This is a genomic window from Microbulbifer epialgicus, from assembly GCF_041447265.1.
Taxonomy (GTDB): domain Bacteria; phylum Pseudomonadota; class Gammaproteobacteria; order Pseudomonadales; family Cellvibrionaceae; genus Microbulbifer; species Microbulbifer epialgicus.
Genome location: NZ_JBGMEK010000050.1, coordinates 1 through 24,750, shown reverse-complemented (window position 1 = coordinate 24,750; position 24,750 = coordinate 1). Strand labels below are relative to the sequence as shown.

31 protein-coding genes and 1 tRNA gene are annotated in these 24,750 nt (G+C 47.9%); 15 read left to right on the top strand and 17 right to left on the bottom strand.

Features of this window, described 5'->3' with window-relative positions; genetic code table 11:
* Window positions 1-81: 81 nt before the first annotated feature.
* The 5 genes from ACCI49_RS17315 to ACCI49_RS17295 all read right to left on the bottom strand — a co-directional run bounded on the left by ACCI49_RS17315 (window position 82) and on the right by ACCI49_RS17295 (window position 2,694).
* Window positions 82-360, bottom strand: a complete 279-nt coding sequence (locus ACCI49_RS17315) for a hypothetical protein (RefSeq protein WP_371840381.1) — start codon at window positions 358-360, stop codon at window positions 82-84.
* A gap of 39 nt (window positions 361-399) precedes the next feature.
* Entirely contained in the window at window positions 400-819 is a 420-nt protein-coding gene (locus ACCI49_RS17310; protein ID WP_371840379.1) for a hypothetical protein, read from the bottom strand.
* A complete protein-coding gene (locus tag ACCI49_RS17305) occupies window positions 816-1,022 on the bottom strand; it encodes an HP1 family phage holin (RefSeq protein WP_371840378.1) in 207 nt (68 codons plus the stop codon). The genes ACCI49_RS17310 and ACCI49_RS17305 overlap by 4 nt, the downstream gene beginning before the upstream one ends.
* Window positions 1,022-1,528, bottom strand: coding sequence for a hypothetical protein (locus ACCI49_RS17300; protein ID WP_371840376.1), 507 nt, complete (start codon window positions 1,526-1,528; stop codon window positions 1,022-1,024). Before ACCI49_RS17300 ends, ACCI49_RS17305 begins: the two co-directional genes overlap by 1 nt.
* 788 nt (window positions 1,529-2,316) lie before the next feature.
* Window positions 2,317-2,694 carry a D-Ala-D-Ala carboxypeptidase family metallohydrolase gene (locus ACCI49_RS17295; protein WP_371840375.1) on the bottom strand — a complete coding sequence of 126 codons (378 nt, stop codon included), beginning with the start codon at window positions 2,692-2,694 and terminating at the stop codon, window positions 2,317-2,319.
* 369 nt (window positions 2,695-3,063) lie between these two features.
* On the opposite strand from ACCI49_RS17295, the gene ACCI49_RS17290 reads away from it, so the two are divergent.
* A complete protein-coding gene (locus ACCI49_RS17290; RefSeq protein WP_371840374.1) occupies window positions 3,064-4,047 on the top strand; it encodes a TolB family protein in 984 nt (327 codons plus the stop codon).
* Window positions 4,048-4,388: 341 nt separating this feature from the next.
* Here the strand turns inward: ACCI49_RS17290 and ACCI49_RS17285 are convergent, their stop codons facing one another.
* From ACCI49_RS17285 to ACCI49_RS17260, 6 genes are all read right to left on the bottom strand, one after another.
* Window positions 4,389-5,171: a transporter substrate-binding domain-containing protein gene (locus ACCI49_RS17285; RefSeq protein WP_371840373.1), complete on the bottom strand. Its 783-nt coding sequence runs from the start codon at window positions 5,169-5,171 to the stop codon at window positions 4,389-4,391.
* Between the two features lie 363 nt (window positions 5,172-5,534).
* Window positions 5,535-5,699, bottom strand: coding sequence for a hypothetical protein (locus ACCI49_RS17280; RefSeq protein ID WP_371840371.1), 165 nt, complete (start codon window positions 5,697-5,699; stop codon window positions 5,535-5,537).
* Between the two features lie 63 nt (window positions 5,700-5,762).
* Window positions 5,763-6,008, bottom strand: a complete 246-nt coding sequence (locus ACCI49_RS17275) for a hypothetical protein (protein WP_371840369.1) — start codon at window positions 6,006-6,008, stop codon at window positions 5,763-5,765.
* A gap of 26 nt (window positions 6,009-6,034) precedes the next feature.
* Window positions 6,035-6,427 (bottom strand): hypothetical protein, encoded by a 393-nt coding sequence (locus tag ACCI49_RS17270; protein WP_371840367.1) that lies wholly within the window; start codon window positions 6,425-6,427, stop codon window positions 6,035-6,037.
* Window positions 6,411-6,737: a helix-turn-helix domain-containing protein gene (locus tag ACCI49_RS17265; protein WP_371840366.1), complete on the bottom strand. Its 327-nt coding sequence runs from the start codon at window positions 6,735-6,737 to the stop codon at window positions 6,411-6,413. The genes ACCI49_RS17270 and ACCI49_RS17265 overlap by 17 nt, the downstream gene beginning before the upstream one ends.
* Window positions 6,738-6,873: 136 nt before the next feature.
* Window positions 6,874-7,104: a hypothetical protein gene (locus ACCI49_RS17260; protein WP_371840365.1), complete on the bottom strand. Its 231-nt coding sequence runs from the start codon at window positions 7,102-7,104 to the stop codon at window positions 6,874-6,876.
* 101 nt (window positions 7,105-7,205) lie between these two features.
* On the opposite strand from ACCI49_RS17260, the gene ACCI49_RS17255 reads away from it, so the two are divergent.
* From ACCI49_RS17255 to ACCI49_RS17215, 9 genes are all read left to right on the top strand, one after another.
* Window positions 7,206-7,865, top strand: coding sequence for a LexA family protein (locus ACCI49_RS17255; protein ID WP_371840364.1), 660 nt, complete (start codon window positions 7,206-7,208; stop codon window positions 7,863-7,865).
* 208 nt (window positions 7,866-8,073) lie between these two features.
* Window positions 8,074-8,415 carry a response regulator transcription factor gene (locus tag ACCI49_RS17250; protein WP_371840363.1) on the top strand — a complete coding sequence of 114 codons (342 nt, stop codon included), beginning with the start codon at window positions 8,074-8,076 and terminating at the stop codon, window positions 8,413-8,415.
* Window positions 8,412-8,603, top strand: coding sequence for a hypothetical protein (locus ACCI49_RS17245; RefSeq protein WP_371840362.1), 192 nt, complete (start codon window positions 8,412-8,414; stop codon window positions 8,601-8,603). The genes ACCI49_RS17250 and ACCI49_RS17245 overlap by 4 nt, the downstream gene beginning before the upstream one ends.
* A complete protein-coding gene (locus ACCI49_RS17240) occupies window positions 8,600-8,902 on the top strand; it encodes a DUF7673 family protein (protein ID WP_371840360.1) in 303 nt (100 codons plus the stop codon). The genes ACCI49_RS17245 and ACCI49_RS17240 overlap by 4 nt, the downstream gene beginning before the upstream one ends.
* A 168-nt stretch (window positions 8,903-9,070) precedes the next feature.
* Window positions 9,071-9,223, top strand: coding sequence for a hypothetical protein (locus tag ACCI49_RS17235; RefSeq protein WP_371840358.1), 153 nt, complete (start codon window positions 9,071-9,073; stop codon window positions 9,221-9,223).
* Window positions 9,224-9,231: 8 nt separating this feature from the next.
* Complete coding sequence (locus ACCI49_RS17230; protein ID WP_371840356.1) at window positions 9,232-9,519, top strand: phage antirepressor KilAC domain-containing protein; 288 nt, start codon at window positions 9,232-9,234, stop codon at window positions 9,517-9,519.
* An 88-nt stretch (window positions 9,520-9,607) separates the two neighbouring features.
* On the top strand, window positions 9,608-9,835 hold the full coding sequence (locus tag ACCI49_RS17225; RefSeq protein WP_371840354.1) for a hypothetical protein: 228 nt from the start codon (window positions 9,608-9,610) through the stop codon (window positions 9,833-9,835).
* A gap of 18 nt (window positions 9,836-9,853) precedes the next feature.
* Window positions 9,854-10,099, top strand: a complete 246-nt coding sequence (locus ACCI49_RS17220) for a hypothetical protein (RefSeq protein ID WP_371840353.1) — start codon at window positions 9,854-9,856, stop codon at window positions 10,097-10,099.
* A gap of 35 nt (window positions 10,100-10,134) precedes the next feature.
* The gene (locus ACCI49_RS17215; protein ID WP_371840352.1) at window positions 10,135-11,337 is read left to right on the top strand and encodes a tyrosine-type recombinase/integrase; all 1,203 of its coding nucleotides are present in this window, start codon (window positions 10,135-10,137) and stop codon (window positions 11,335-11,337) included.
* An 84-nt stretch (window positions 11,338-11,421) separates the two neighbouring features.
* On the opposite strand, the gene ACCI49_RS17210 is transcribed toward ACCI49_RS17215, so the two are convergent.
* The 4 genes from ACCI49_RS17210 to gltX all read right to left on the bottom strand — a co-directional run bounded on the left by ACCI49_RS17210 (window position 11,422) and on the right by gltX (window position 15,796).
* On the bottom strand, window positions 11,422-12,045 hold the full coding sequence (locus tag ACCI49_RS17210; RefSeq protein WP_371840351.1) for a Type 1 glutamine amidotransferase-like domain-containing protein: 624 nt from the start codon (window positions 12,043-12,045) through the stop codon (window positions 11,422-11,424).
* 1,062 nt (window positions 12,046-13,107) lie between these two features.
* Complete coding sequence (locus ACCI49_RS17205; protein WP_371840350.1) at window positions 13,108-13,695, bottom strand: hypothetical protein; 588 nt, start codon at window positions 13,693-13,695, stop codon at window positions 13,108-13,110.
* A gap of 389 nt (window positions 13,696-14,084) precedes the next feature.
* Window positions 14,085-14,160, bottom strand: a tRNA-Ala gene (locus ACCI49_RS17200).
* Between the two features lie 160 nt (window positions 14,161-14,320).
* Window positions 14,321-15,796 (bottom strand): glutamate--tRNA ligase, encoded by a 1,476-nt coding sequence (gltX, locus tag ACCI49_RS17195; protein WP_371840348.1) that lies wholly within the window; start codon window positions 15,794-15,796, stop codon window positions 14,321-14,323.
* A gap of 278 nt (window positions 15,797-16,074) precedes the next feature.
* Here gltX and ACCI49_RS17190 point away from each other — a divergent pair, with 278 nt between their 5' ends.
* The 3 genes from ACCI49_RS17190 to ACCI49_RS17180 all read left to right on the top strand — a co-directional run bounded on the left by ACCI49_RS17190 (window position 16,075) and on the right by ACCI49_RS17180 (window position 20,112).
* Window positions 16,075-16,602, top strand: a complete 528-nt coding sequence (locus ACCI49_RS17190) for a hypothetical protein (RefSeq protein ID WP_371840347.1) — start codon at window positions 16,075-16,077, stop codon at window positions 16,600-16,602.
* A gap of 44 nt (window positions 16,603-16,646) precedes the next feature.
* The gene (locus ACCI49_RS17185) at window positions 16,647-19,166 is read left to right on the top strand and encodes a TcfC E-set like domain-containing protein (protein WP_371840346.1); all 2,520 of its coding nucleotides are present in this window, start codon (window positions 16,647-16,649) and stop codon (window positions 19,164-19,166) included.
* A 70-nt stretch (window positions 19,167-19,236) separates the two neighbouring features.
* Window positions 19,237-20,112, top strand: coding sequence for a hypothetical protein (locus ACCI49_RS17180; RefSeq protein WP_371840344.1), 876 nt, complete (start codon window positions 19,237-19,239; stop codon window positions 20,110-20,112).
* Window positions 20,113-20,207: 95 nt separating this feature from the next.
* Here ACCI49_RS17180 and ACCI49_RS17175 read toward each other — a convergent pair whose 3' ends face one another.
* Window positions 20,208-20,891 (bottom strand): fimbrial biogenesis chaperone, encoded by a 684-nt coding sequence (locus ACCI49_RS17175; RefSeq protein WP_371840343.1) that lies wholly within the window; start codon window positions 20,889-20,891, stop codon window positions 20,208-20,210.
* 689 nt (window positions 20,892-21,580) lie between these two features.
* Between ACCI49_RS17175 and ACCI49_RS17170 the strand changes: the two genes are divergently transcribed.
* On the top strand, window positions 21,581-22,273 hold the full coding sequence (locus tag ACCI49_RS17170; RefSeq protein WP_371840342.1) for a glycerophosphodiester phosphodiesterase family protein: 693 nt from the start codon (window positions 21,581-21,583) through the stop codon (window positions 22,271-22,273).
* Entirely contained in the window at window positions 22,257-23,465 is a 1,209-nt protein-coding gene (locus ACCI49_RS17165; protein ID WP_371840341.1) for a glycerol-3-phosphate dehydrogenase/oxidase, read from the top strand. The genes ACCI49_RS17170 and ACCI49_RS17165 overlap by 17 nt, the downstream gene beginning before the upstream one ends.
* 160 nt (window positions 23,466-23,625) lie before the next feature.
* Here the strand turns inward: ACCI49_RS17165 and ACCI49_RS17160 are convergent, their stop codons facing one another.
* Entirely contained in the window at window positions 23,626-24,273 is a 648-nt protein-coding gene (locus ACCI49_RS17160) for an SIMPL domain-containing protein (protein WP_371840340.1), read from the bottom strand.
* Between the last annotated feature and the right edge of the window lie 477 nt (window positions 24,274-24,750).

Genomic DNA, 24,750 nt, shown 5'->3' with positions numbered 1-24,750 from the left:
AAATTTCAGATATCTGTTAAAAAAGCGGGGGCCGAATTACCCGTGTTTTTGCCCTCTCAGGAGGACCCATTGAAATGCAGTTCAGCGCTGCTTCGCGGTTGCCAATGCGCGATCCATGGCCTTTTCAAGTTCAATGGGGATGTGCTTTCGGGCTATGCCTTCAGCAATTCGAAAGAATGGAAAACGCTTGCGGTACTCTGGCTTCTTTTTAACGAAGATTAGAATGGGCCTGACCGATCTACGACGCTTGTACCCTACCCTTTGCCATACACCCAGGGTGCCCTCAATCTTTCCGGCAAAGTAACCCTTGGTAATACCGCGCTTGGATTTACTGCGCCGGCTATTAGTTGTGTTTTGCATGGGATCAGAGCTGGCCCGCACCTGCGACAGGATCTTGGTCTAGGTGCCCGCCGTGATATTGCCGTGCTTGTTCAGCTTTGCCCCCTCACCAGGAACCACATACATTCCAGGAGGCAACAAGCCGGCATAGAATAAAGCCCTCTCAAATCGCTTTACATTGCGGTCCGTACCAAACACAGCTGGAGCTAAGTATTTGCTGGGCGCCGTGCCTTTGGTTGCATGATCACGAATATAAACTTTGGCACGACCAGAGCGCTTGGTCGCCTTACCTATAAGGACGGAATTCAGGGTTAACCTAACTGGGTTCATAAAAACCCGGCCCATAGCCGAACGCTCTTCCCCGCGAATCCTAAAGGCCACATTGTTCAGAGCTACAGAGCCGGCATAGGGCAGCTGGCGCTGTAACTCGGTAGAGGCACTATCAAACGCTGAAGTATCAATGCTGACATCAACCTTCATGAGGCTTCATCTTGCTGCCGTTCCTGCAGTTTCAAGCGCTTATGGTTGTAATACCAATTCACCATCAGACCAACCGCAGCTATCAGCACACCAGCAAGCCCTAACCAGTTATCCGCAAGCCAACCAGCGAGAGTTCCAGCACCAATGGCAGTCATATAGCTAACCTTATCCAGTATTTCGCGCATTGCGTCGTGGAAGGTCATCATTTCACCAGTGCGTGGGTCTTCTCTTTACTGCCCTGGCTAGAACCAAACCAAAAGGCCATGACTCGGGGGATTTCCCCGGTCATAACTCCGAGCATCAATACGCACATATCTCGAAGCTCTGGGCTTAGGGTTACTTCACCACTGAATAAGGCAAACAGCAGAGCAAAGTAGCCACCTATGAAGGCAATGGATAAGGCCATCTGAGCAGCAAGCCCACTCTTTACTCCCATATCACGCGCGCTCTTTCGGTCATCAACCTCAAGCGCATATACATCAATGTCTAGCTCTCGCATTCTCAGCTTGAATTCATTATCAAGACTGCGGAGTTCTAGTAACCTCTCAGGGCTCGCATTAGATACAAGCTCAGCTATGTCTTGCTCTTGGGCTTCACTATCACCAAGGAGATGCTCGGCGAGGAACTTGACCGCTGTTCCAGTAACAGGACCACCCAGAGCGGCGCCCAGTGTTGGGGCCACACTCTTAACAATTGCTTTCCAATTCATTAGTAGCTCCAGATTGTGACTTTGTATTCGCCGGGACCAACACTATGCTGGCGAAAAACAAACTCTGTGACCGGATCAGATTCATGTCACAAAAAGACAATTTATCGGGATTTGCTAGCAACACAGCAGTCTTGACAGGTAACCACCGAATTCAGTCTAATTCTGCCCCCTATAGCTTAAGCTCAGAGCAGTACCCACTTATAAACCGGACTTGTGGTTTAAAGAACTTAAGCCAATTCCAACTAGCTATTGAGAAATAAAAATCAGGAATATAAGTATGATTTACACCTTCAAGAAATACTTCGTATTGTTTATTTTGTTAGTTGCGAGCTCTTCTGCAATCTCAGCTGATCATCTTATAACAGGTACAATGAACTACATGGCAAGTAGCCGAACCTCGCTACTGATTAGATTGGACACAGGGGTCCCAGCTAATTGCGACAGTCCAGCTCACAACTTGATGAGAATCAATAAAGAAGATTCAGTAATGATCTCAGTAGCCCTAGCTTCTTGGGCGAGCGGTCAAAGAGAAATAACTGTATACACTGATGCCGACGGATCATGCACCATCTATCAGCTCGATCCACAGTACTGATGGGCCAAAGCGCAACTACTCCCATGCTAAAAAACCGGCTCAGCGGCCGGTTTATTTAGTTAATCAGGTGTCGTAAGCGACAACGACCGCATGATAGCTAATATATACTTTTCTACTTATTCCATGCTTTTTAGCTCGCCACCTAAAAATTCATTAACTCTTACATGGACTGACTCATATTACCGCCCTCCTCTCAATAGCTCCAAACTGTAGGGCGGGTGCGCTTGCCGGGTATTGGTTCAAGGTCATCCAAGTGAAGGAATCGCCTACCGATAGCGCCCTTTTGTTTAACTCCTATGCCGGTGAAACCCTCTTCAAGAGCAATTCGGATTAGTCGGTGCGCTCGACCTAAAGCCACCTGAACATCAACAGCCTGCCCGGTGGTATGGGTCATAGTGGCATTTAACCTAGCGTTATGGACTGGGCAGCGGTAGCCAGAATTGATAATCATTAGCTTGCCAAAGCGCTCCCTGACTCTAATCAGGCGCTTTAACGTTTCATCTTTAAAATGATTTTTGCCACAACAACGACAGGCCAATTCCGACTCGGTAAAATAGTCGTTTTGGAACATAGGAGTCTCAAATTTCAGGCATAAAAAAACCGGCTGGGGGGCCGGTTTAAAGAAAGGATGATCGCTGCATGAAAACCAAAGCAGCTATGAGCATATAGCTCCTCAAACACAAATACTGTCAATACATACAGGCTGTATACTTATACAGCAAAATCAACTTACACGCCAACTCGACAATCTGGCATGAAAAAGCCCGCACTGGGCGGGTTTCGGGCCACTTAGCTAAGAATCTGCATATTTATCCCAGCATGGGGTTTTATACAGATCTGATACAGAGAAAGTCAAGGGTTTCTAACTTATTGTGCTAAATTTCCAAAGTCTCAAATTACTCTACCATCACACGCATTTCGGCCATTAGCCTAAGCAGGGATGAATCCTATGTCTAGCTACCCCACTCTAAATATAATTGCACCCGACACTAAATTAAACCTATATCGACCAAGCATCGGGCCTGACGGAAATACAGCAATATTTGAAGGATGGGAGAATGATAACCCTAAAATTCTACATTGCATAAATGACCTTAAACAAAATGAGCCAACCCGCTTCCTTAAAACCAACGATCCCGCCCCACAGACACGTAATGACTGGTGCTGGGCTTCAGGTGAAATTGTTTACTGTCAAGGTGAATACTTGAATACGACCAGGTGCGATGGCCTGGAGTCAACAAGATTAAATAACACCAAGCATCTTATTTATGGATCATGGTCTCAAGATGGATCAACACTGGCCGCAATGAATCAAAATCAAAATTTGAAGCCCCACCCACACACTTGCCTTTACAGTTACAACTCACGGGAAATATCTGTTAGCAATATTAATGGCAAAGACAGTAAAAACAATAATATGTACGGTGGAATGCCCTCAACAGACCCCACGAACTACAATACTGTTGCATTTGCCGGGCAGTCGGCAATTGAAACATGGCATCCTAACGAAGATGGCAAAAAAGAAGTTTGCTACAACCAAAATTACAACTATATCTTCTTGAGCAAGAGAAAAGATGATGGAACTTACTTCTCTACGCCCTTGGAGCCTGTGGAGCAACTCCATAATTTTGAACCCAGCTTCCAAGGCCGAGCTCCGTCCTGGTCACCCAAGGGAAATCGGGTCGCTTTTGAGTCATATCGTAATTCTTCAACTGGAGACGGCTACCAAATATTTATTTATAACGATTCCGACCCTGCTGGGGCTCCAGTGGCCGTAACCGATCCGAGATTCGATTGCCAACATGCAAAATGGTTTCCCTGCGGCACAAAACTAATCCTTTCTGTGAAGCCCGAGGGTGGAAACCATATCTGGCGTATCGCCTGGATTGATATTTCATCGTATGTTAACCAAGAACAATCTTAATCCTCCCTATTCATCTGCATGGACAACAAGGTATTCCAGTTTGAATTCATTATGTTGAGCCCAGCTGTACCAGCGCTTGCTTATATTGAGTAAGCGCAGGAGTGGAGAGTCTTCAATCATTTGAAGTCCCAGCTTTATAGGCATAAAAAAACCGGCTCAGAGGCCGGTTTTAGGAAGTATTCTTATTCGCTGCGTCAAAACTCAACAGCTTTCCAGAGATTACTTATTTCAAAGCTAGCTGTCAAGATATACAGTTTTCAAGGCGCTCTACACTGGTTAACCTGTCATCGAGAAGATCCGCTACCACACTCAGCCCCTTTAGATTCCAACTAACACACACCTTACGGGCATACATTTGCTTTTTTAGGAACACCATATTCCTCCAGTAGTTTGGCGTACACACCCTTAGAGCAAAGAAGAGCCAAACCCTTATTGAAATCATCTCTAGGCTTTTCTTCCTTAAATGCCATTTTAAACTTGGTAACCGGCAGGAAAATCTTATGGATATCCACCTTATCCATTGAGTGCCCTTCTATGATGGAAAAATTCGTAAAAATGCTTTTATCGATAATAATTACAGAATCTGGGTTCTTCCAGAAATCCAGGACTTGGTTCTTTGAGTCTTGTGCCTCAACATAATTCTTTCTGCTCGGTGCCCCAGGGGAGAACAGACGCTTAAACTCCGGCCCTAGAACCAGGTGTGCGTTCTTCCAAACAATGAGATCATGCCCAACAAGATCTTCCACACTATCAATTATATAACCCTTCCCTTTATGGCTAATTGCATAATTAACAAACCCGATATAGTAGTTTGAGTAATAGTATTTATTCGGATCTTCATGCTTGATCGCATTTGCTTCTGCATTTGCAATCCCCTTATTCATAGCATCTGGAATATACCCCCACTCCATCTGTAAAAAGGTTATCGAATATCCTGGGAGGGATTTCAATATTACATCCACCTCGAGTCCGCGCTCGGCACGATTATCCACATAAGGTGGCGCATCTTTCTCTATCGCAACATTTAGCTTCATCGGGTCCGGTAACTTCTCCGAAAATGAAAATGATGCATAGCCAAATAGAATAGCGAGCAGAAATAGCTTCTTTAAGTCCTTATTTTGCATAGCAATACTCGATGATGACGCGAAAAGTTTTAAATCCCTAAATAGTAGATTAGGTCATAGCATATGATTTTATGTTGCCATGACCTCCTAAGAACTATCCTGACGCCTGAAATGAAGAGTAAAACATCGCTCCCTATGTCAATGAAATCTTTCCTGCATCCTGAATGCTATTTCAATGCTCGACTCAATGATTTGGCACAGTGTCTTAATACTCGCCACCGACTTCTTAACCACCTTGGCAACCTCCTGTAATTCCCACCTACGGAAATAGCGAAGCCAAAACACCCTTAACTCCAGTTCAGCCTTTCCCTTGTTGCTACGCTTCTTAGCTGCCCGAAGATATATACCTACAACCTGATCGGTTTATTCCGCTCTTGCCTCATTCACCGGTATGGGGTTTTCCCTATGGCCTGATACCATCTCCCGCGCAAAGGCAGACTTACGCGGCCAGGATATGGAACCCCCTGCTCTCTCCGGGTAGGCTCGGGACCACTCCCACAACAGTTCACGTATACCTAATTCAGACATTGCCCCTCCCCTCTTCAAATCTTTAAAACCAAAAACCAGCCAAGCACCCCATCAAGCAGCCCATCAAGCTGCCTTCGGCATACTCTCGTAGTAATCCTGAAACCGCCTTTCAGCCGCGTGCAAATTGTCTCGGTGATACGTGCCCAGGTAATTTATATGGCCCTGGTTTATCCAGAATTGGGTAACCACCGTATTCGCAAACACAACCTCCACAAGGTTGGCGGACTTGGTGTGGAATACGGCTAGGGGGCTGCTGGGGTTGGTTGTGGAAATCCGTGTTATGGCTTCTGGGATGCTGACTGTGCTCATGGTGAACTCTCCTTGGTGATTGGGTTTTACCAGTTGGTATCCGTTGCGATTTCGACTGCGCTGAGACTTCGTGTTCGCTGTTGCCCTAACGCCCGGGGTTGCGGAGTGATGTATTTCTCGCGTTTTAGCCAGTTACGCCAGGTGGCGAGCCAATCGAGTTTTACGCCGCGCTGACCGGGTTGGGATATCCAGTAATCGCGGAAGCTTTCGGCAATGTCGTGGATTCGGGGGATCAGGTCCGGGCGGAGGCGTTGGGCTTCGGTGCGGAATTTGTCCGTGAGAACCCAGTTTCCAGGCAAGCGTGTGCCGCGTTTGGGGTTGGCGCGATTTGGAACTGTGCCTCTCTCTACTGGTTTCTTATTGGTTCTTACTGGTTCTATAGAGAAGGACGTGTTGTCATTTTCACCGGTTGGGTGCACAGATTTCACCGGTTCGTGTTTTATTTTCACCGGTGAAATCATTGCACCGGTTTACGTGTAAAAAGAGGTCATAATTGGTTCTACGCCCGTTGGATTTTTCGGCACTCAGGTAGCCCAATTCTTCCAACTCTTCGATGGCATTAATCACCGAACGCTTTGTACATTGCGCAACATCGGCCAGGTAGGCATTGCCCGGATCACACTGCCCGGTATCACTGTTATGGCAATCGGCCAACGCGATTAAAACCAGCTTTGCGGTTGGTGTTCTGGTCCTGCGTTTTATGGCCCATGCCGCAGCTTCAAAGCTCACTACGCACCTCCTGTATAAATTTCCATATAGCGCACCGGATTACCGCCCTACTCCACAAGCAGCAGAATCACCATGTCACAACAGAGGGATTTGAAAATGATTGTTCTTCAGGTTTTACCTGCAAACTCCTATTCGGTTAGCTTGCGTGCAGAATATTCACAGGTTTTTCATAGCGCTCTGGATATAGAGACTCGAGTTCAGAAATCACCCCACCAGATGCTTTGCACAATCTCTCTGCCAAACCTCGGCCAACCGCACCACGTGCAACAGCAATCTGCTTGAAGTTGGCAAAGGTGGTCCCAGCTTCCTCGGCCACTTGCGCCACTCTCTTTTTTGAATACGTGTAATAGAACTGTCGCGGTGTCATTGGTTAGCCCTCCCTTGGCGAAACAATAGGGAATTACTATTCCTCCGTCAATAGTGTTTCCCTAATACCAGTTAGTGTTTTCCTAATGGCATAATTAAGCGATGGAAATCAAAGACATCCGCAAAGACAACCTCAATCTGCTAGCCGACAAACACGGCAGAAATACTATTTCTGAGAAGTTGGGCTACCCAGACAATAACTACATCAACCAGCTCTGTGGCGGTCACACCAACATTGGATCCCGTACCGCCAGGAAAATTGAAGCTGCTCTAGGGTTGAAAGCTGGCTGGATGGATTGGCCGCAATCTAATGAGCCCGACGTATCCATATCCGACAATTTGACAAAGGGCCCAGAAATTAAGGGGCGCATTCCGCTAATCAGCTGGGTGCAAGCTGGGCAGTTTTGCGAAGCGATGGACCTCTTTCAGCCAGGTGATGCCGAAGAGTGGCTACCCTGCCCTACGCCACACTCAGATCACGCCTATGCGTTACGAGTGAAAGGCGACAGCATGGCAAGCCCATATCCAGGGCAAAGAAGCTACCCAGAAGGAATCATTATCTTCGTTGACCCAGAAAAACCGGTGGAGAACGGCAGCCGCGTAATCGCTCGCTTGAATGGCGAGGCTACCTTCAAGACTTTTACGGAAGATATGGGACGTTTATTTCTGCGCCCCATCAATCCAAATTACCCCACGCTCGATATCACGGATTTAGAGGTGAACTTTTGTGGTGTAATCATTGGATCCTTCTACCCGGAGTAACCTTTTCTCCTGACTCTATCCAGCCAGCAGTTGCACACAAACGTGCGACCGCCATCTCAAACTACACAATGTAATTTTCCTTACCAGACCTCTAACGAAGTTAGAGATCTACTAATGGCGCCCATACACACCAGGAATAGTATTTCCCTATTTATCAAGGAATAGGGTTTTACTATTGTCGCCCTATAAGAAACTGAAAGGGCACTCAATGCACATCGCGACCAACTTCAGAAAACTGGCTCCACGCCAGGCGGAAGCGTTGACACATCGCGCCCGCGGCCTCTCCAACAAAGAGACCGCCGAAGCTATGCAGTGCTCCGTGGCGAATGTCACTAACTTGCTGGCGGAATGCTTTTACAAGCTGCATGCCCGCAATAGCACTGAAGCCGTAGCCAAAGCGGTAAAGCACGGATTCATTCAGTTCGCCCTAATCGCCTCAGTTCTTAGCGGTATTGGTACCGATGCGCAGGAGCAATTACGCACCCGTATCCAACGCCGCCCCACTATTCGAACTATTCGCATCCACAATAACCGCGAGGGCATCGTATGACCGCCACAGTCTATGACTTTCCAAAAACTGAAACTCAGCGCGACACCAATCGCCCCAGTGGTTATACCGGGCCCATCATCGCTGCAAATCAGAAGTGCCGCCGCACGGTAAAGGCACAGCTAAAACCTACTTTGGCCCGGCCAACACAGGGCAATGACTGGCCGCCATTTGGAGGTGATGCCGCATGAATTATTTCAGTCCAAAGCAAAGCGTGGAAACTCTGCTTACCGTGGCCAACGGCTACTCCGGTGCTAGCGCAATTGCTGCACAGGTATTGCTTTCAGCCTGGAATAGCAATGATTTCACGATCCCCGTTGCCGAGCTCGCCCTACTGGATGGGGATAACTACCAGCATGCGCTCAACGTAATCACGCTTCGCTACATGGGCAAAGAGCCCCAAAGTGTTATTGCACAAGGCGAGAAAAAGTTTCGCACCCTTTGTATCGAGTGGTCTCACCTCGAAACCCAGAGGAAGAGCGCTGCGTGAACCAAGCCCAGCCGCTCCCGCGAATACACTGCGCCCACTGCGGGAAACCCACAGAGCCAGTATTCAATGGAAAGCTGTTATTGCGCGGCTGGAGTTGTCAGCTTTGCAAATACTGGGAGCTGGCAATTGGAAGGGAGAGGAAGTTCAAAAAAATAGTAGGGACGAACCATGAATGAATTCTCCCAACTATTGCAAATCACTCAAGACCTATTGGCCACGGTAGAAGCTCAGCAGTTACAAATAAACAGCATGCGAGAGCAAATAGCCGTACTCTCCGAAACCATCCAAGGCCAGCCCTCAAAACAAACTGTGGATAACTAGGAGGCCGCGTGAAAAAGGAAAAACTATTCACAATCACTCAAGCCGCCCGAACGCTGGACATGGGCAGGAACAACCTGTTGAAACTGCTTCGCAATAATGACCTTTTGCACAGCCGCGAACCCATGCGCAATTCCCCCACCAAAACCGCAGTACAGCAGGGACTACTGGTTGCAGAGAATGCCGAATATAGCCGCGGCCCGGTGAAGGTGCCATATATCAATACCAAAGTGACATCGAAAGGCATGGTGTGGATTCGGGACTTAATCGAAAAAGGCACCATCCCTCGGGCCAGCTAAAGATTTAACCGCGCCCCGGCGCATTCAGTCAGAGGTAACCATCCTTGGGCTGCCGGTATGGAGCCCCTTTTTAAACTAGGAGAACCCAATGAAACGATATGCACTATTTTGCGGCACCTATAACTTATTAATGGGCGGCGCCAATGACTTTCAGGAATCTGTAGAAACCCTGGAAGAAGTGAAGGAAAAAGCAGAGCAAATTGCCAAAGAAAAACGCTTCAAATACTGGGTACAAATCTTCGATAAAGAAACTGATACATTCACTACCTATAGCGTCGTTGACGGTGAACTAAAGGAACGAGCTTTACCTGAATAAGCCACGGAGGGCTGCCCTGTGGGTAAGCTAGTAAAAGGCGCTACCTGGGCCAGAGAGCAATTTGAACTAGGCTCTCGCCCTGGTAGGGACAAAATCATTGAATGGATCACCGCCGAACATATCCCCGGCCAGATCATTGCCGGGGAACCCTATGTCGATGCCGACCGATTCGCCATACGCGATCACACCGGCAAAAGCCCAGCTCAGAATACCGCCATCAACGATGGCCAGCCCAAAAGCGGGCTGGACCTGCTGGCAGGCTAACAACAACACCAACAAAGCTGCAGTCGAGCAAGGAAATGGCCAGACCCAGAAAGCCCCGCATGTGGGGCGACACTCCACTACCCGATAACCTCTACCCGGACGCACGCAAACGAGAAAATTATTGGCGTTACTGCTTACCTGACGGACGCTATCGCGTTTTCTCTGCATCATTAGAAGATGCCATGCGTATGGCCATAGAAGCCAATGCTGTGCGTGGGGAGGGTATTAAACGAAAACCAGCCAAAGTACCTGATAGATCCAGCTTCGCCTACCATGCCATACGCTATATAGAGTGGCGAACAGAGAACGACCCACGCTTACCCAGCAAAGCCAGCTGGCGCAACCGCTGCAACGCCTTAAAGCGGTTTGGCGAAGCCTTCGAGGCTACCCCCATACACAAAGCCCAACTGGCTGATTTACGCAAATGGTGGGAATCCCTTACCTACCATCAACAGCACGCACGCCGTGCAGAGTTTAATAAATTTTTTAATTACTTAATGGCAGAGGGTTTATGCAAACTCGATAGCAACCCCTTCACCACCGCAGTTGACCGCCCTCGCCTACTGGAAAAAGGGAAGCCCACCAAGAAACGGCAGCACCTCTCCCTGGAGGCCTACCGGGCCATTTATGAGAAAGCTGACGAGCTTGGTTATGAAGCACTTCAATTGGCCATGGGTATCAGTATGCTCACCACCATGCGCCGCGCCGATATCTGTGAGCTTCGTTTTGATAAGCACCTTCAAGGTGATTATTTACGCAAAACCATTAACAAATCCGAAGCGCAACGGGATAGCCTCGCAGCCAGCCACTTAAGCTTTAACCTGACGACTCATCAGCAGCTAGGCAAACTCGTTAGCCGAGCAAGAGAGCTGAGCATCAGAAACTTTCGCTGCCCCTACCTACTGAGCCACACACCCAAGCAACGCCGCACGGGGAAGACGAAAGAGCACATCTGCCAAGTCAGCCCCGATCGGCTCAGTGATATGTTTACGGAGGTGCGAAACGCTACCGGCCTATATATCAGCCTTCCCAAGAACCAAACTCCACCCAGTTTCCACGAAGTTCGAAGCCTCGCCTCTGACCGGTTTAAACGGATGGGATATAACGTGAAGGATGTACAACACCTAATGGCCCATACTGACGAGCGCGTTACCCAGGCGTACCAAGCTGGGCATGGAATCGATTACGAAGAAATTGCTATTTACCTGGATGAGCAAGCAATCGGCCGAGAGTTTTAAAAAAGGGCTAGAAAAGCCCTTTTAATAACTTCGATACTCACTCAGCTCAAGGTATCAACCCAAGTTAGTACGAGCAGAGCGAACTTACTCACCTTCTACGGTTAGAAGCTCAGCACTGCCATCAACAACAGCAATCACCTGGTTATTACTGCAAGGATAGAGATTTATCTCATTGGAAAAGCTAGAGAGGATATGCTCAGCGGCATCTTTAAAGGGTTGATTTCCGTAGTGAGGTAACGGGTAGAAATCCACCAGATTCAGCCCTTCATAAGACTCTAAACCCTTTACAGCATCGGCATTATCCATCTCCTGGATATACGCAATATTTGGTGAAAGTATGACAGAACCTGCCGACTCACCAATATAGGTTTTACCGGATTTTACCTGCTCCAGTAGGACTTTATCCGCCCCACTCCGCCTCAGCTCTTGAAGCAGAAAAAAAGTATTGCCGCCAGTCACATAAATGTATTCATTATTCTTAAGTTTATTTTCAATCTCACTGATCGAGGCTGTGGATATATCCAAGTTATCCACAGTAAGGCCCAGCCTTTCGAAGGCCCTCCTCGCATCATCAACATAAAAATCAATCTCTTCGGGAATACTTGCAGTTGGAATAAATGTAACCGCCTTCCCTTCAAGACCTTCCTCACAACCTCCAATTAAGTCAGCAACCTCAGCGAGATATGAGGTCAAAAACAGTTTGGTCATGTGTTTTAATCCCTTAACGTATAAATCAACAGTCCTTTGAGGACCGCTGTAAAATCTTGTTAGAACTCCATAGAAGTAAAGCAAAATATATCAAATTATCAGATTATCGCTATCTACTTATCCACATACTTAAACAACGTCGCACGGAGAAAAGCAAAGAGCTAGCCAGCCAAGTAAATCCTGATCGGCTTAGCGATAAGTTTACAGAAGCGCGTAACGTTACCGGCTTATATATCAGCCTTCCCAAGAACTAAACCCCACCCAGCTTCCACGAAGTATGCAGTCTCGTCTCAGACCGATTCTAGCGAATGGGGTATGACGTTAAGTCAGTGCAGCAACTGATTGCGCATACCGATGAGCGTGTCACACAAGCATATCAAGCGAGACACGGCATCGAGTATGAGGAGATCAGTATCTACTTGGATGAACAGGTAATCGGTAGGAAGTTTTGAAACAGAAAAGGCCTAGAAACTCCTTTTTCCAAATGACAATCATAAGCTTAGCCTAAATCGATGCCCTTGAAATACAATGAGTAATGATGTTCGTTAGACTCTCATACAGTTCTCTTTGCTTTCTTTTTCGATATTTTTCATCCTCAATATTATAGAGTAATTTAGTAGTTACAATCGCGCCTATCTCACTCTCGTTACTTGGTTCATATTGAAAGAAAATTATGGTCCCAAGTACCTTCGGAGTTAGAACCCGATAAAGAGTTGAATCTGTATCAAAATCATATCCGAGAGTATTGGCCTTCAAGACTCCCCTCCAGGCTCTGATTGCACCCTCTACCGACTTTAATTCCTGAACTGCACAAGCACCATCCGGAAAACTATTTATAGTAGCGAAAGATTTATGTCTATTAGCACAAGCTGAAGAAAAACTTATCAACAACAGGATTATAATAAACCTCAAACACTTCATAATTTTTATCGAAAATCTCAACCTCTGAAAAATAATCGATAAAGAAAACATCAAAAATTGTTTTACATTCACCAGAACACCAATTCAACAAGCAACTTTAGGAAAAACGCCAGTAAGCCGATTTCAATACTTACTATAAACTTAACCAACTCTAATTATTTCAGACAATAAGAGATCAAGAGAACTTCTCGCCACTACCTGCTGTTCTACAGGGACTACTTCCTTTTTTCTAATTTGAGTATGAAGATAAGAATCTGTGATTTTGCGTATTTGGATATCCAAAGCTTTCATTGATTCTCCAAATGATCTTGTTCCACGATAATTATTTGCGACCTCTGAAAAGGCCCGACAACCAAATATTGGCGGCACATGATCAAATCTTTCATCCAAATTTTTCAAAGCATCAATACGCTCTTGTGAGACATAAAAAACAATGATGTTATTATTTAAATTACTATCAGACCTATCAATAATTTCTGCTTTTTTAATAGCTTTATTGAGAATTCCTACTGCATTGTTCATATTCGTATTTGAGTCAGCTGTATTTCCTATCCTGTAAGTTACAATGGCCGCAGTTACGGCTTGTAAAAATTCTCGCTCATATAGCTCATTAAGAGAAAGAATCGGGCTGACTGCTTCAGACCATTGTTCAAAATCAAGAAGAGACGAAAAAGGAGCTTTAGCGGCACGCTCTCTTTTTAAGTTTAATAGTTCTCCAAGAAGGCTCATGTAACTCCTCATATTGCTAAACAATTAATCCAGGAAAAGCTCTTTTATAACACCTTACTTTGCATCTCAAAAGTCATCCGTCTTGGGGCAAAAATGAAGAACTACCTCCTCTTAATTGGTACGATTATTGTGGAAAATATAAAGCGACTCTATTGTTCTTTTCTTATTAGATATTCAGAGCTGGCTTACACAACTCAGAGCAATACCAAAGCGATATCGACCCAGCTGAACAGGCCAAGATAAGAATATTTTAAAATGGGAAAATCCAGGCAAAAAAAAGGGCCCTAAAGGCCCTTTTTTCATTCTTGCGAGTTTTTGTTCACGTTTTTGTCCACTGGATAAGAGGCCGTGAACCTCTTCTCGCAACCCCTTGATAGGCAAGGGAAATTTGGTGGAGCTAAGCGGGATCGAACCGCTGACCTCAACACTGCCAGTGTTGCGCTCTCCCAGCTGAGCTATAGCCCCAAATTCTGCTGCCTGACGTTTCCGTCGAAAGCGGGGCGCATTTTAGCAAGGTTTAGACGCCTGTCAACAGAAAAAATAACTTTTTAATCAATTAGTTAGCTGCCAAAAATGGGCGCTCTCAGAAGCTGTCACTTCCGAGGGCTATGAAGGCAGCAAAGCCTTAATTGAGTCCGGCGTACTCCTTTTCCCAGCGCTTCAGCACCTTTTTCCCAGCGCCACCCAGTACGTCGATTGCCTGGCGCAGGCGGGCGCGGCTGAGGTCGGGGCCCAGGAGTACCATGGCTTCCATCACAGAGAAGGAGGCGGTGGTGCCGCTGATGGCGACAAACAGTGGGGCGTTGAAGTCTTTCAGTTTGATTTCCATGGCCGTGGACAGGGCTTTCACTGCCTGGAAGATGCTGTCTTTGTCCCAAGCACGCAGGGCTTCGAAGCGCCACAGGGCAAATTGCAGCAGTTTCTTCTGGTCATCCAGGGGTAGCTTGTTACCGCTGAAGCTCTCTTCAGTCAGGGGCAATTTGCCGGAGGCGAGGAAGCTAACCAGAGGAGCAAAGTCTCCAAATGTCTCCATACGTTCTTTGGCCTGTGGCAGTACCTTGAGCAGATTTTCGCGGTTAAACATCCACTCGGTGAGGCGATCGGCGAGTTGCTCATTTTCCAGCTCGCGAATCCACAGGCCATTCAGCCAGGACAGTTTCTCCACATCGAACACCGGGCCGCCCAGGGAGACACGCTGAATGTCGAAGTGCTCCAGCATCTCTTCGAGGGAGAACTTCTCACGCTCATCCGGCATGGACCACCCCATACGACCCAGGTAGTTCAGCAGGGCTTCGGGCATAAAGCCGGCGCGCTGGTAATAGAGAATAGAGGTGGGGTTCTTTCGCTTGGAAAGCTTCGTCTTGTCCGGGTTGCGCAACAGCGGCAGGTGGCAGAGCACCGGCATTTCCCAGCCAAAGTATTCATACAGCAGCTTGTGCTTGGGCGCTGAGTTAATCCACTCTTCACCACGAAGTACATGGGTGATCTCCATCAGGTGATCATCCACCACATTCGCCAGGTGGTAGGTGGGCATTCCATCGGACTTGAGCAAAATCTGGGCATCTACCTGGGCCCAGTCAATCTCGATAGTACCGCGCAGCAGATCTTCCACTACACAAGTGCCGCTCTCAGGCACATTCATGCGCACAACATAAGGCGCTCCGGCGGCGTGGCGCTTCTCTACCTCTTCTTCCGGCAGGGCCAGGTCGCTGGGCTTCAGTGAAGTGCGCCCTGCTTCGCGCAACCCTTCACGCAGCTGCTCCAGTTCTTCCGCGGTACGGTAGCAATGGAAGGCATGTCCTTTCTGTACCAGCTCGTCGCAGTAAGTTTTGTAAATATCACCGCGTTCGCTCTGGCGGTAGGGGCCGTGGGGACCTCCTACATCTGGACCTTCCTGCCAATCCAAACCCAACCAGCGCAGGCTGTCGAGAATCGCTTTCTCGGATTCCGGGGTGCTGCGCTGCTGATCGGTATCTTCAATACGAAGTACAAACTGGCCACCCTGTGCTCGGGCAAAACACTGGTTGAAGAGAGCGATATAGGCAGTACCAACATGGGGGTCACCGGTTGGTGACGGTGCAATTCGGGTTCTTACGGTCATGATAAACCTGATAGAAGGTGGATAAAGAACTGTTCAAGGCGCGGGATTATAGCGCTGGCCGGTCGTCGGGCACAGACAGCAATTCCCAAACATAAAGATGTTTTTGGCGCCACCACTCTAATAAAGTGCACAAATGGCGTGACTTCTATCACGAAAAAAGTATGATCGCCGCCAGAAACATGGAACAGCTTGGCTAACGCATTAGCCGTTATTGTGCAGGGATTTCCGCGAGCAACTTTTCCTCTGAATGATAAATCAACCACTCAGGAAGATAGGCCATGAAAAAAAATGTAGTTCGTTCACTGATCTCTGCGGTCACGGCAGGCTTGCTTTTCAGCACTTCACTGGCCTCAATGGCTGTTGAGGATAGCGCAAACAGCATAATCACTTTAAGTATTACTCCCACTATTGAAATTAGTGGAGTCAAAGATATCCCTTTGACGATTAGTAACCTAAGTGATCCTGTAGAGGGCGATAGTACTTTTTGTGTAGCCGGCTTTGGCTTTTCAACATTTAGCATTCGTTTTGACAGTGATGACGACCCTGAAAATGGCACTGCGTTTGTCTTAACGGGAAATGGCGTAAATGTTCCTTATAGCGTTGAATTTGTAAACGATACCTCTGAAAGTTATCAGCCAGTAACAAGCGGTACTCCCATCAACAACTTGGACAGACAGGCTGATTCCTGTGGATCAGACAATGCTCGCTTCCAGGTAACTGTAAATCAAAACGATTGGCAGAATGAAGATGTACTAAATGGCACTATCTATACCGATACCCTCCTGATCACCGTAGCTTCCGAGTAATTTAGAGAGCAGTTGGACTCTAGCAGCTGCTCCGATAGCTCCCTATGGCAGGACGTCACCCGAGAGGGCTGGCGCTGGCTCTTTGCTTGGCGCAAGTCCTTAAATCTGATGCCCTAGCAGCAACAGCGGCTACCTTCTTGCTGGAAACTTCAGTGCCGGAAGGATTTGATGCACTGCTAGTCTCCGAACATCTTGTGGTTGATCTCTATTACGGTGGTAAGGAAATTGGGGCCGCGCAGGCTTCGGTAGAGTCTAACCATATCCGCTTTGATTCCCCCGAATCTGTACTCGCCCTTCTGCCAGTAGTGAAAGATCCTGAACGGGTGCTCACTTTACTGGGAACAAGCCAGTCAAAAAATACACAATATATCTGTCACTCAGCTAGGCAAGTGAACTGTGGATACCTGCTTCCGGAGGAGTTCGCAGTTATCTATGATGAAGAGCGTTTTCGGCTTGATCTGTTTTTTGCACCCGAACTGTTGCCTCAACAAGCAGCCATTAAAGACCCTTACCTACCCGCTGCGAGCAGTGACTTTTCTGCAGTGCAAAACCTCAGTGGCACCTGGAGCGGCGTCGAAAGTGATTGGGGCCCCAGCAGTTACCAGGCAACACTAAACGGTAATACCATTATCAGTTTTGGTGAAAGCGCGCTGCACAGCCGCTGGTCCAACGCGACAGAACAGGGTAGCCGGCTTCACACTTTACACTGGAGCAGGGATTTTCGCGGACAGGCCTATTCAGTGGGATTGCTGCAACCGCAGGGTGGGCATAATTTCTTTAAAACCCAGGAAGCTCTATACGGCTTAGAGCTGCGCAGCTCTCAGCGAAGCCGTACTGATATTAAGTACCAGCAGGGAGCCCCGCTGGAAATTAATATGCCAGTGCGCGGGCGGATTGAAGTCTATTGGGATAAACGCCTGGTTCACACAGAACTATTGGAGGCGGGTAACCGTTTATTAAATACCTCCACTATGCCGCATGGTGCCTACGAAGTGGAGATTCGTACATACGATGAGACCGGGAGAGCACTCAGCCAGCACACAGAATTTTTTGCCAAGGACTCGTTGCTGCCGGCTCCGGGAGAGTGGTTTTGGAGTTTCCAAGCAGGATTGCCCACGCTGCCCTACAATACGGGCACTTTGCCCGAGCACTATGATGAAGGGCTGATTCAAGGTTCGATTGCGCGCCGCCTTTCAACCGGCACAGGACTATTCGCTTCAGTAGCTGCCGCAGAGAAGCAGCAGCTGGCGGAGGTTGGCCTGCGCTGGGTGGGGCAATACCTGGAATTTTCCCCCAGCCTGGTAACTACCAACGAGGGTCGCAGTGGCCACCGCTTGCAAGCACTGCTAAAAACCCCTTTCGCCACCATAAGTGCGATGGAGACCAAGCTTTCAACAAAAAACCAGTTGCCGGAGGATAACAGTTATCGGCTTTTATCCGGTGGCTATTCCCAGCGCAGCTTTAGCCTACAGAGTGGAATTATGGGGGGGCAGCTTTCCCTGCGCTATAGCGAGCGAGATCAGGCTCAAAGCTTATTGCCCGGCGGCTTCACCGTGGATGATACTTCCGACGGGGCGCGCAAGCTGACAACCCTGGAATTTCGCCGCAATTTCTTTCAAAACCCAAGCTGGATAGGCAACGCAAGCCTTTCCCACAGCGATGCCGATGGACAGCAATATACCAGTATTGGTATCCAGTTTCGTTTGCGGTCAAAGCACTGGCAACACACCGCCAATTTGCACAGTGAAAACAGTGATAGTGGTACAGGTGGAGAGCGGTTAGCTTTTCATACCCGCTGGCGCGACCAAGGCTTATGGGCACCGGAATTTGAGCAACAGCTTTCCGTCGAACAAGCGCCGGGGGTAAATTACCTGGAAAGCCGCACCCATCTTGCAGGTCATATGGGCTATGTAAATGCCACTGTCGGATTCACTCATGATGATAAGGGGGATGCCATTAATTACCTGGGAGGGTTTAGCACCAATCTAATCTCCACAGGACAAGAGCTGGCCTGGGGAGGCGAGAGAGCGTTGGAAAGCGCGGTGATTGTCGATATTGAGGGAAGTGATCAACAAGATTTTGAAGTACTGGTAAACGGTGTTCGGCGTGGCTATGCCAAGGGCGGCAATAAATCCGTTATCAATCTACCAGCCTTTAAAAGTTACGTCTTATCACTGCGCCCACTTGAGCAAGGCTTCTTCGATTTCCGTGAGACAAATGAAACCGTAACGCTTTACCCCGGCAACGTAAGTTCAGCGAGCTACCAGGTATTGCCTCAGACGCTGGTATTAGGTCGGCTGATGGACGAAGATGAGGGAATAGCCAATATTCAAGTTTTCATCGGCGATCACAATGCCATTACCGATCAGTACGGCGTCTTCCAGCTGGAGGTGAGCGGCGACCAAAAGACTCTAGCCTCCCAAGAAATTACTTGGAGTAACTGCCGTATTCCTATAAAAATCCAATCCGTTGGGGAAAGCTGGTTAAATTTGGGCACCATTGAGCAATCTCGTGCTCTTTGCCAAATCGAATACACCTCGGAGGCAAAAGGTGTACACCACTAAAACACTTCTGAAAAAAGCTATTTGGCCTGTTTATTTCATGGTTATCCTAAGTATGGGAATGAGCTTACCAGTGAATTCACAGACCAGTTGCTCCGGTAATGGCAGATTGCGCACCTGTAATCTTGGAGGCTCCCATACTTTAAATTACGAAACAGACCCCAAGGATATCCCTTTCACTTTACGCAGCCGTCGACGCGGTAATGCCTGGCCATACTATTTAGAAATATCATCGCTAAACGGTAATACTTTTTCACTGATCTCAGATAACGGAGAGCAAATTGATATTTCTATAACATTCACTTCCAATGAAGGCGTTACAGAGGCATTAAATCCAGGAGTTCTGGCTGGCTCCTTTGGTGGTACCACGAACGATGCAGATGCTTTTCTTTCTGTCGAAGTAGATAGTTCTCTCACTCCATCTTCCAGTCGATACTCTGGCAGTTTCCAAATGGAGCTAAGTCAGTATCGATTATTTTTCCTCATTGATACAGAAACTATAGAGTTCGACATAGTCTTGGAGGTAGAACCAAATATTACTATTCGCAACCTGGGAGATATCGACCTGAGTAATTCAGGTATCACTTTAGGCCAGGTTATTGAAGGATCAGAAGATTTCTGTGTGGGCGGTATCGGCTTTTCCAACTATACCGTTAACCTTAGCAGTAGTAATGGCAGTACCGGCGGTGGTGGAAGCAGCGGTTATGAGCTAGGTGGATCAAGCGAAAATATACCCTATACAGTAACTTTCTCAGATGACTTAACGGGCACCAGCGGCATAGCACCCGGAGGACTCGGGGACGTGCCTGGCAGCTTCTCCCGCAGGACTGATGAGTCCTGTATTTCTGACAACGCGAGAATCTATATCAGCGTCTCCCCGTCAGACTGGGAAAATGCCAACGAACCATTTTATACCGATGTTTTGACGGTGACGGTTAGTAGCCAGTAGATTTACCACAGAAGCCAACACCAAATTAAACCTCTCGAGGCAGAAAAAAATAAAAAAGCCACTAACTTTAGTGGCTATATCGAAAAAAAGTTAGGCTAACTGTTAAGAGGGAAACGAACCCTTTCGCTTTTGCGCCCACGTAACAGTACTTCCAGCTCTCCATCTTTTGGAACGTCCTCAAGTGAGAGGTGAGTTCCGGCATACAAACGGCCCGATACATTCAATTTTTTACAGCTTCCATCGTCGAGACAGTGACGTACTTCAACAACTTCAATATTGATATTGCCATCATTAACCAGTTTGTAGCTATCTCCTTCCCCAACAAGCTCAACTTTATATTGGCCGTCGCTCGGCTGTACAAACACCAAGGCCTGGTAGGCCACGAGAATTTTTAAGGCCGTTTGCTCAGTTTTGATTTTTCCGACAACTGGCTTGAACGTCACCCGATAAACTTTCTCTTCTTCCAGGTCACGATCCAAGGCCATCAGGCGGAAACGTCTTCTTTCTCCTGGTGCCAGGACTGCCTTGGCTGGGCTGACAAGAAGCTTGAATTCATCGGGGTTCACCACCCTTACACGCTGCTCATTCTCCTGACCGGGGTTATCCACCCGGAAAATCTCTGTTTGTAAGTACAGAGTCTCATTATCCGGGTTGGTGATTACAACGTCATCCCGAGCACTGGGAGTGTCATCGAGGTAAAGGATTACTTTGTCTAGAGACATCGCAGCCAGGGCTGGCTGTGAAATTGCCAAAAGCAATGCAAGGAATATCTTTTTCATAGGAAAGTGAATAACTCGGCATTCATTATTCTGGTGGCGGTATTTTACACTATGAGCAGGCGACAGTTGGCTTTATTTACCAGTCAAGCCTTGGGAAAGATAATTATTCCGCTGTAATAGCCAATTGAGAGTGACCTTTCAATCGCACTACAGGGAGGTAACCTCCTGCTCCCTGTGAAAGAGACTCCTGCTGTTCACCTCCACCCAATCCAGTTGCGACCAAGCCGAAATGCTGTGCGGAAATATTTCTCAAACACAGCTCATGCTTAGCTCCCTTTTCTGTATCACCCCGGGAGGCAATATGAAGACAATCCGAGCGCTAGCGGATACTGTACTACCCGTTGCCAAAATACTTTGTATCGGGGGTGACGCCATCCCAAAGATGAGCTGCACCACAGCCAGCGTTAAATCTCCGAATACAGGCCACGCCTCTCGGAGTTTCAACACCGTCATATTTGCGCCGACTACAGTTGTCGATCGAACCTAATTCTAGCGAGGACAATCCCCGCTGTCGGCTGATGGTATCAAGCGCCAATATTTCAGCCCCAGCATGCTTGCAACAACCGGAGCAGGGTCTATTTTTCCTGTAAGACCTGGGGCCTACCCAGGTCCGAAATACCCATTGGTGACAGGGCGCTCTTGCCCCATATTCATCCGACAATAACGCCCGCTTCCCGGACCTAATTCACATGCTAATCGCGCACCGAGGCGACAAGACCCGCCAACCGGAGAACACTATCGCCGCCTTCGAAGCAGCCCATAATCTGGGCGCTTGTGCCATCCTGTGCGATGTCCGCTTCAGCCTGGACGGCACACCCTGGTGTTTTCACAGTGATACCCTGCATTTACCCAGTGATAATCGCGCCCATTTCTTCCATGAGCTGAGGGACTCCCAACTACACCACCAGCCCATCAATTCTTTTATCCAACTGATAGACTGGGCCAGCTGTCATCGCCACCTGGACTGGTTTGTAGGTATTTCCGCCGCCAATATCTCTGGGATAGGCTTTACCACCGCCGTTGAAAAGTTGCTTGAACTGATGCGCAATGAGCGCGAGTCCTTTGCACTGCTCACTCAGGACTGCCGCAGTTTACGTGCAGCCCGTAATATGGGTTGGCACAGAGTGGCCCTGCAAGTCAGCAGTGTTTCCCGCTGCCTGTCGGCGGATATTGTGACGCTCGCCCCTGAATACCTGCTGATCCGCGACAGTTTTGTCGAATGCGATGATTTGCCGCCAGGCCCATGGCAGTGGGTAGTCTACGAGATCAATTCCACAGAAGAGGCGGTACTGTGGCGCAAGCGGGGCGCACATCATATTTTGACAGGCAACCTACCCCTGTTAATGCGCTCTCGGGAAGCGAGTGATGTCTACGGATTTTGACGTTCTGGTGGTAGGTGCCGGAATCCTCGGTGCCGGCACTGCCGAGGCCCTGGCCGAAGCCCACTACTCAGTGGTCATCCTTGAACAACTCGGTATTGCCGCCGCCACCTCCTCACGATCTTCTAAGTTGATTCACGGAGGCTTACGCTACCTGGAAAGTGGTCAATTTCGCTTAGTGTATGAGTGTCTGCGAGAGCGCAGCTGGCTATTGGAGAATAAGCCCCAACTGGTGCGCATGGTGCCTTTTTATATCCCCGTCTACCGGAATAGCAGTAGACCGCCATGGGTAGTTAGGCTAGGGCTCAGCCTCTATGCACTACTCTCCGGCATCAGTAACGGCGCGGGACGGTTCCGTTCTCTGCCAAAGACCGAATGGGACACACTACCAGGCCTCAAGCGAGAAGGCCTCCTCGCAGTATTTCGCTATTACGACGCACAAACGGATGACGCCGCCCTAACTCGCGATGTCGTCGCATCGGCCGTCGCACACGGCGCACAAATCATCTGTCCTGGCAGTTTGGTTGGTGCGGAAGTTACCGAAGATTGCGTGCGTGTAGATTACGTAGCCGATGGCAAACTCAATACTCTACGCACTCGCGCTCTGGTGAATTGCAGCGGCCCCTGGGTGGCCACAACCAATATGCGCTGTTCTCCGCCAGTCGCCCTCCCCCCGATTGACTTAGTCGCAGGCACCCACATATTACTGCCGCTATCCCTAGGAAATAGGATTTTTTATGTCGAGGCCGAGGACGGTCGCGCGGTTTTTGTAATGCCATGGCAGGATAAAACCCTGGTGGGAACCACCGAGCGCCCATACTCCGGTGACCCTCGGGATGTAGTCCCTACTGTGGAGGAGGAAGCGTATCTTTTACACACAGTTCAACAGTACTTCACCCAGACCCGTGGCCTGCAAGTAGAAGATATTTGTGAAAGTTTCGCCGGCCTACGTGTCCTCCCGGAAGCAGCAAAAAGCCCATTCGCCCGCTCACGGGAATCCATGATCTGCTGTGACAATGAGCAAGCCCCCCGTATACTCGCCGTTGCCGGAGGCAAACTCACCAGTTACCGTGCCACCGCTCGCAAGCTAGCGCAAAAACTTCAGGCGACTCTAGAAGACAAGAACCCCATACCCCGAAATACGAGTGAATCCTCTAGCCGTATCAGCTCCTCTGAACGCGAGCGCAATCTTTAGAATCCTGGACAACGCTCAAATTGTCCATATCATCTCACCCCCTTCCTAACTAGCTGTAACAGGAAATTACAGCCACTTTACTGTGGCAGTTACTTAATCGTAGTTTTCAACCATCGATGAGCACTACCCTTGCAGGGGAATACAGAGTATCGTCAAAACGCTATTTCTCGAGATAATACACAACTTCTATACCACCATTTATTTCTATAGTACCAGGCTCAAAACTAGATTCATTATAGTTAGCACGAGAAACTGCAGCGCCAATTGAACTTTTGTCGCTGCTCCAAGCGTTCGAAATGCTATATATGGGGCCGAGTTTCACACTCATTAGCTCAGCAATTAATTTTGCTTCGCTCTTTGCATTTTCTATCGCCTCCCTAATAGCGCACTCGGCAACTCCTTTTCTATTACTAATTTCCATTTTTATGTTCGGCACTTTATCAATTGGAATCTGAACAAGCCTTTCCAGCACCTCATCATATTTTGCTAAATCTCTCAATTTGATGGTAAGGTCCCTGTCAATCTTATAATCTTTTTCAATATATTCTCCATTGCGATACTCACGATTAGGTGCAATACGGAGCTTAGAGGTATTTATGTCTCGCTCTCTAACACCTACACTCTTTAGATAATTTATTAAATTATATGTTCTCTCATCAACATTTGCTTTCGCTTCAACCATTAGATTATCAGCTTTTTGAATTGAAACGCTTATTATTGCAAGATCAGGCTTGACCTCAATAGTACTAGATCCAGTTACAACGATATGCTCAGTACTTGGTATTGATTGATTTTGACATTTAGACATTAACGCCTCTCAATTATATATAACAATACTTCAGAAAGTTTTAGCTGGCAAACCAGATAGGACCCTATGGGTAAACCCTGAGAAACTAGGCTCTCACATCAATTCACCCCAGTATTCCATCCATAAAAGACATAGTTAAAACGGTTTTATCACGAATGCCCCACATTAAAAAGCCACAACAAAAATTTATGATCACGCTTTTTAGCAGCTGTTGATTTTTCAATTAAAAGCAATATTTCGGAACCTGGAACGTTACAGCATTGTAGTATCCGTGTAGTGATGTTGCGACGAAAAAATAACTAAGTTGATCGTGCGCTGCTGTATTCCCCCTGACATTCAATTAGACACGATGACGTTGGCAAGGTATTACATGACAAGATTCCCCTAGATTCCCACAATAACCGACACACTTGGCGGTAGCGAAGGAGGCCAGCTGGCTGTAGGCTGGTTAGCTTCCACACAAACAAGCCAGGAACC

Bases quoted from the DNA above. Each gene is read 5' to 3' on its own strand.
- gltX (WP_371840348.1), bottom strand. From the start codon at position 15,796: ATGACCGTAAGAACCCGAATTGCACCGTCACCAACCGGTGACCCCCAT.
- ACCI49_RS17190 (WP_371840347.1), top strand. From the start codon at position 16,075: ATGAAAAAAAATGTAGTTCGTTCACTGATCTCTGCGGTCACGGCAGGC.
- ACCI49_RS17285 (WP_371840373.1), bottom strand. From the start codon at position 5,171: ATGCAAAATAAGGACTTAAAGAAGCTATTTCTGCTCGCTATTCTATTT.
- ACCI49_RS17260 (WP_371840365.1), bottom strand. From the start codon at position 7,104: ATGACACCGCGACAGTTCTATTACACGTATTCAAAAAAGAGAGTGGCG.
- ACCI49_RS17275 (WP_371840369.1), bottom strand. From the start codon at position 6,008: ATGAGCACAGTCAGCATCCCAGAAGCCATAACACGGATTTCCACAACC.
- ACCI49_RS17315 (WP_371840381.1), bottom strand. From the start codon at position 360: ATGCAAAACACAACTAATAGCCGGCGCAGTAAATCCAAGCGCGGTATT.
- ACCI49_RS17305 (WP_371840378.1), bottom strand. From the start codon at position 1,022: ATGACCTTCCACGACGCAATGCGCGAAATACTGGATAAGGTTAGCTAT.
- ACCI49_RS17235 (WP_371840358.1), top strand. From the start codon at position 9,071: ATGAATGAATTCTCCCAACTATTGCAAATCACTCAAGACCTATTGGCC.
- ACCI49_RS17245 (WP_371840362.1), top strand. From the start codon at position 8,412: ATGACCGCCACAGTCTATGACTTTCCAAAAACTGAAACTCAGCGCGAC.
- ACCI49_RS17280 (WP_371840371.1), bottom strand. From the start codon at position 5,699: ATGTCTGAATTAGGTATACGTGAACTGTTGTGGGAGTGGTCCCGAGCC.
- ACCI49_RS17225 (WP_371840354.1), top strand. From the start codon at position 9,608: ATGAAACGATATGCACTATTTTGCGGCACCTATAACTTATTAATGGGC.
- ACCI49_RS17170 (WP_371840342.1), top strand. From the start codon at position 21,581: ATGCTAATCGCGCACCGAGGCGACAAGACCCGCCAACCGGAGAACACT.
- ACCI49_RS17160 (WP_371840340.1), bottom strand. From the start codon at position 24,273: ATGTCTAAATGTCAAAATCAATCAATACCAAGTACTGAGCATATCGTT.
- ACCI49_RS17210 (WP_371840351.1), bottom strand. From the start codon at position 12,045: ATGACCAAACTGTTTTTGACCTCATATCTCGCTGAGGTTGCTGACTTA.
- ACCI49_RS17290 (WP_371840374.1), top strand. From the start codon at position 3,064: ATGAATCCTATGTCTAGCTACCCCACTCTAAATATAATTGCACCCGAC.
- ACCI49_RS17215 (WP_371840352.1), top strand. From the start codon at position 10,135: ATGGCCAGACCCAGAAAGCCCCGCATGTGGGGCGACACTCCACTACCC.
- ACCI49_RS17185 (WP_371840346.1), top strand. From the start codon at position 16,647: ATGGCAGGACGTCACCCGAGAGGGCTGGCGCTGGCTCTTTGCTTGGCG.
- ACCI49_RS17175 (WP_371840343.1), bottom strand. From the start codon at position 20,891: ATGAAAAAGATATTCCTTGCATTGCTTTTGGCAATTTCACAGCCAGCC.
- ACCI49_RS17255 (WP_371840364.1), top strand. From the start codon at position 7,206: ATGGAAATCAAAGACATCCGCAAAGACAACCTCAATCTGCTAGCCGAC.
- ACCI49_RS17250 (WP_371840363.1), top strand. From the start codon at position 8,074: ATGCACATCGCGACCAACTTCAGAAAACTGGCTCCACGCCAGGCGGAA.
- ACCI49_RS17240 (WP_371840360.1), top strand. From the start codon at position 8,600: ATGAATTATTTCAGTCCAAAGCAAAGCGTGGAAACTCTGCTTACCGTG.
- ACCI49_RS17205 (WP_371840350.1), bottom strand. From the start codon at position 13,695: ATGAGCCTTCTTGGAGAACTATTAAACTTAAAAAGAGAGCGTGCCGCT.
- ACCI49_RS17295 (WP_371840375.1), bottom strand. From the start codon at position 2,694: ATGTTCCAAAACGACTATTTTACCGAGTCGGAATTGGCCTGTCGTTGT.
- ACCI49_RS17165 (WP_371840341.1), top strand. From the start codon at position 22,257: ATGTCTACGGATTTTGACGTTCTGGTGGTAGGTGCCGGAATCCTCGGT.
- ACCI49_RS17300 (WP_371840376.1), bottom strand. From the start codon at position 1,528: ATGAATTGGAAAGCAATTGTTAAGAGTGTGGCCCCAACACTGGGCGCC.
- ACCI49_RS17310 (WP_371840379.1), bottom strand. From the start codon at position 819: ATGAAGGTTGATGTCAGCATTGATACTTCAGCGTTTGATAGTGCCTCT.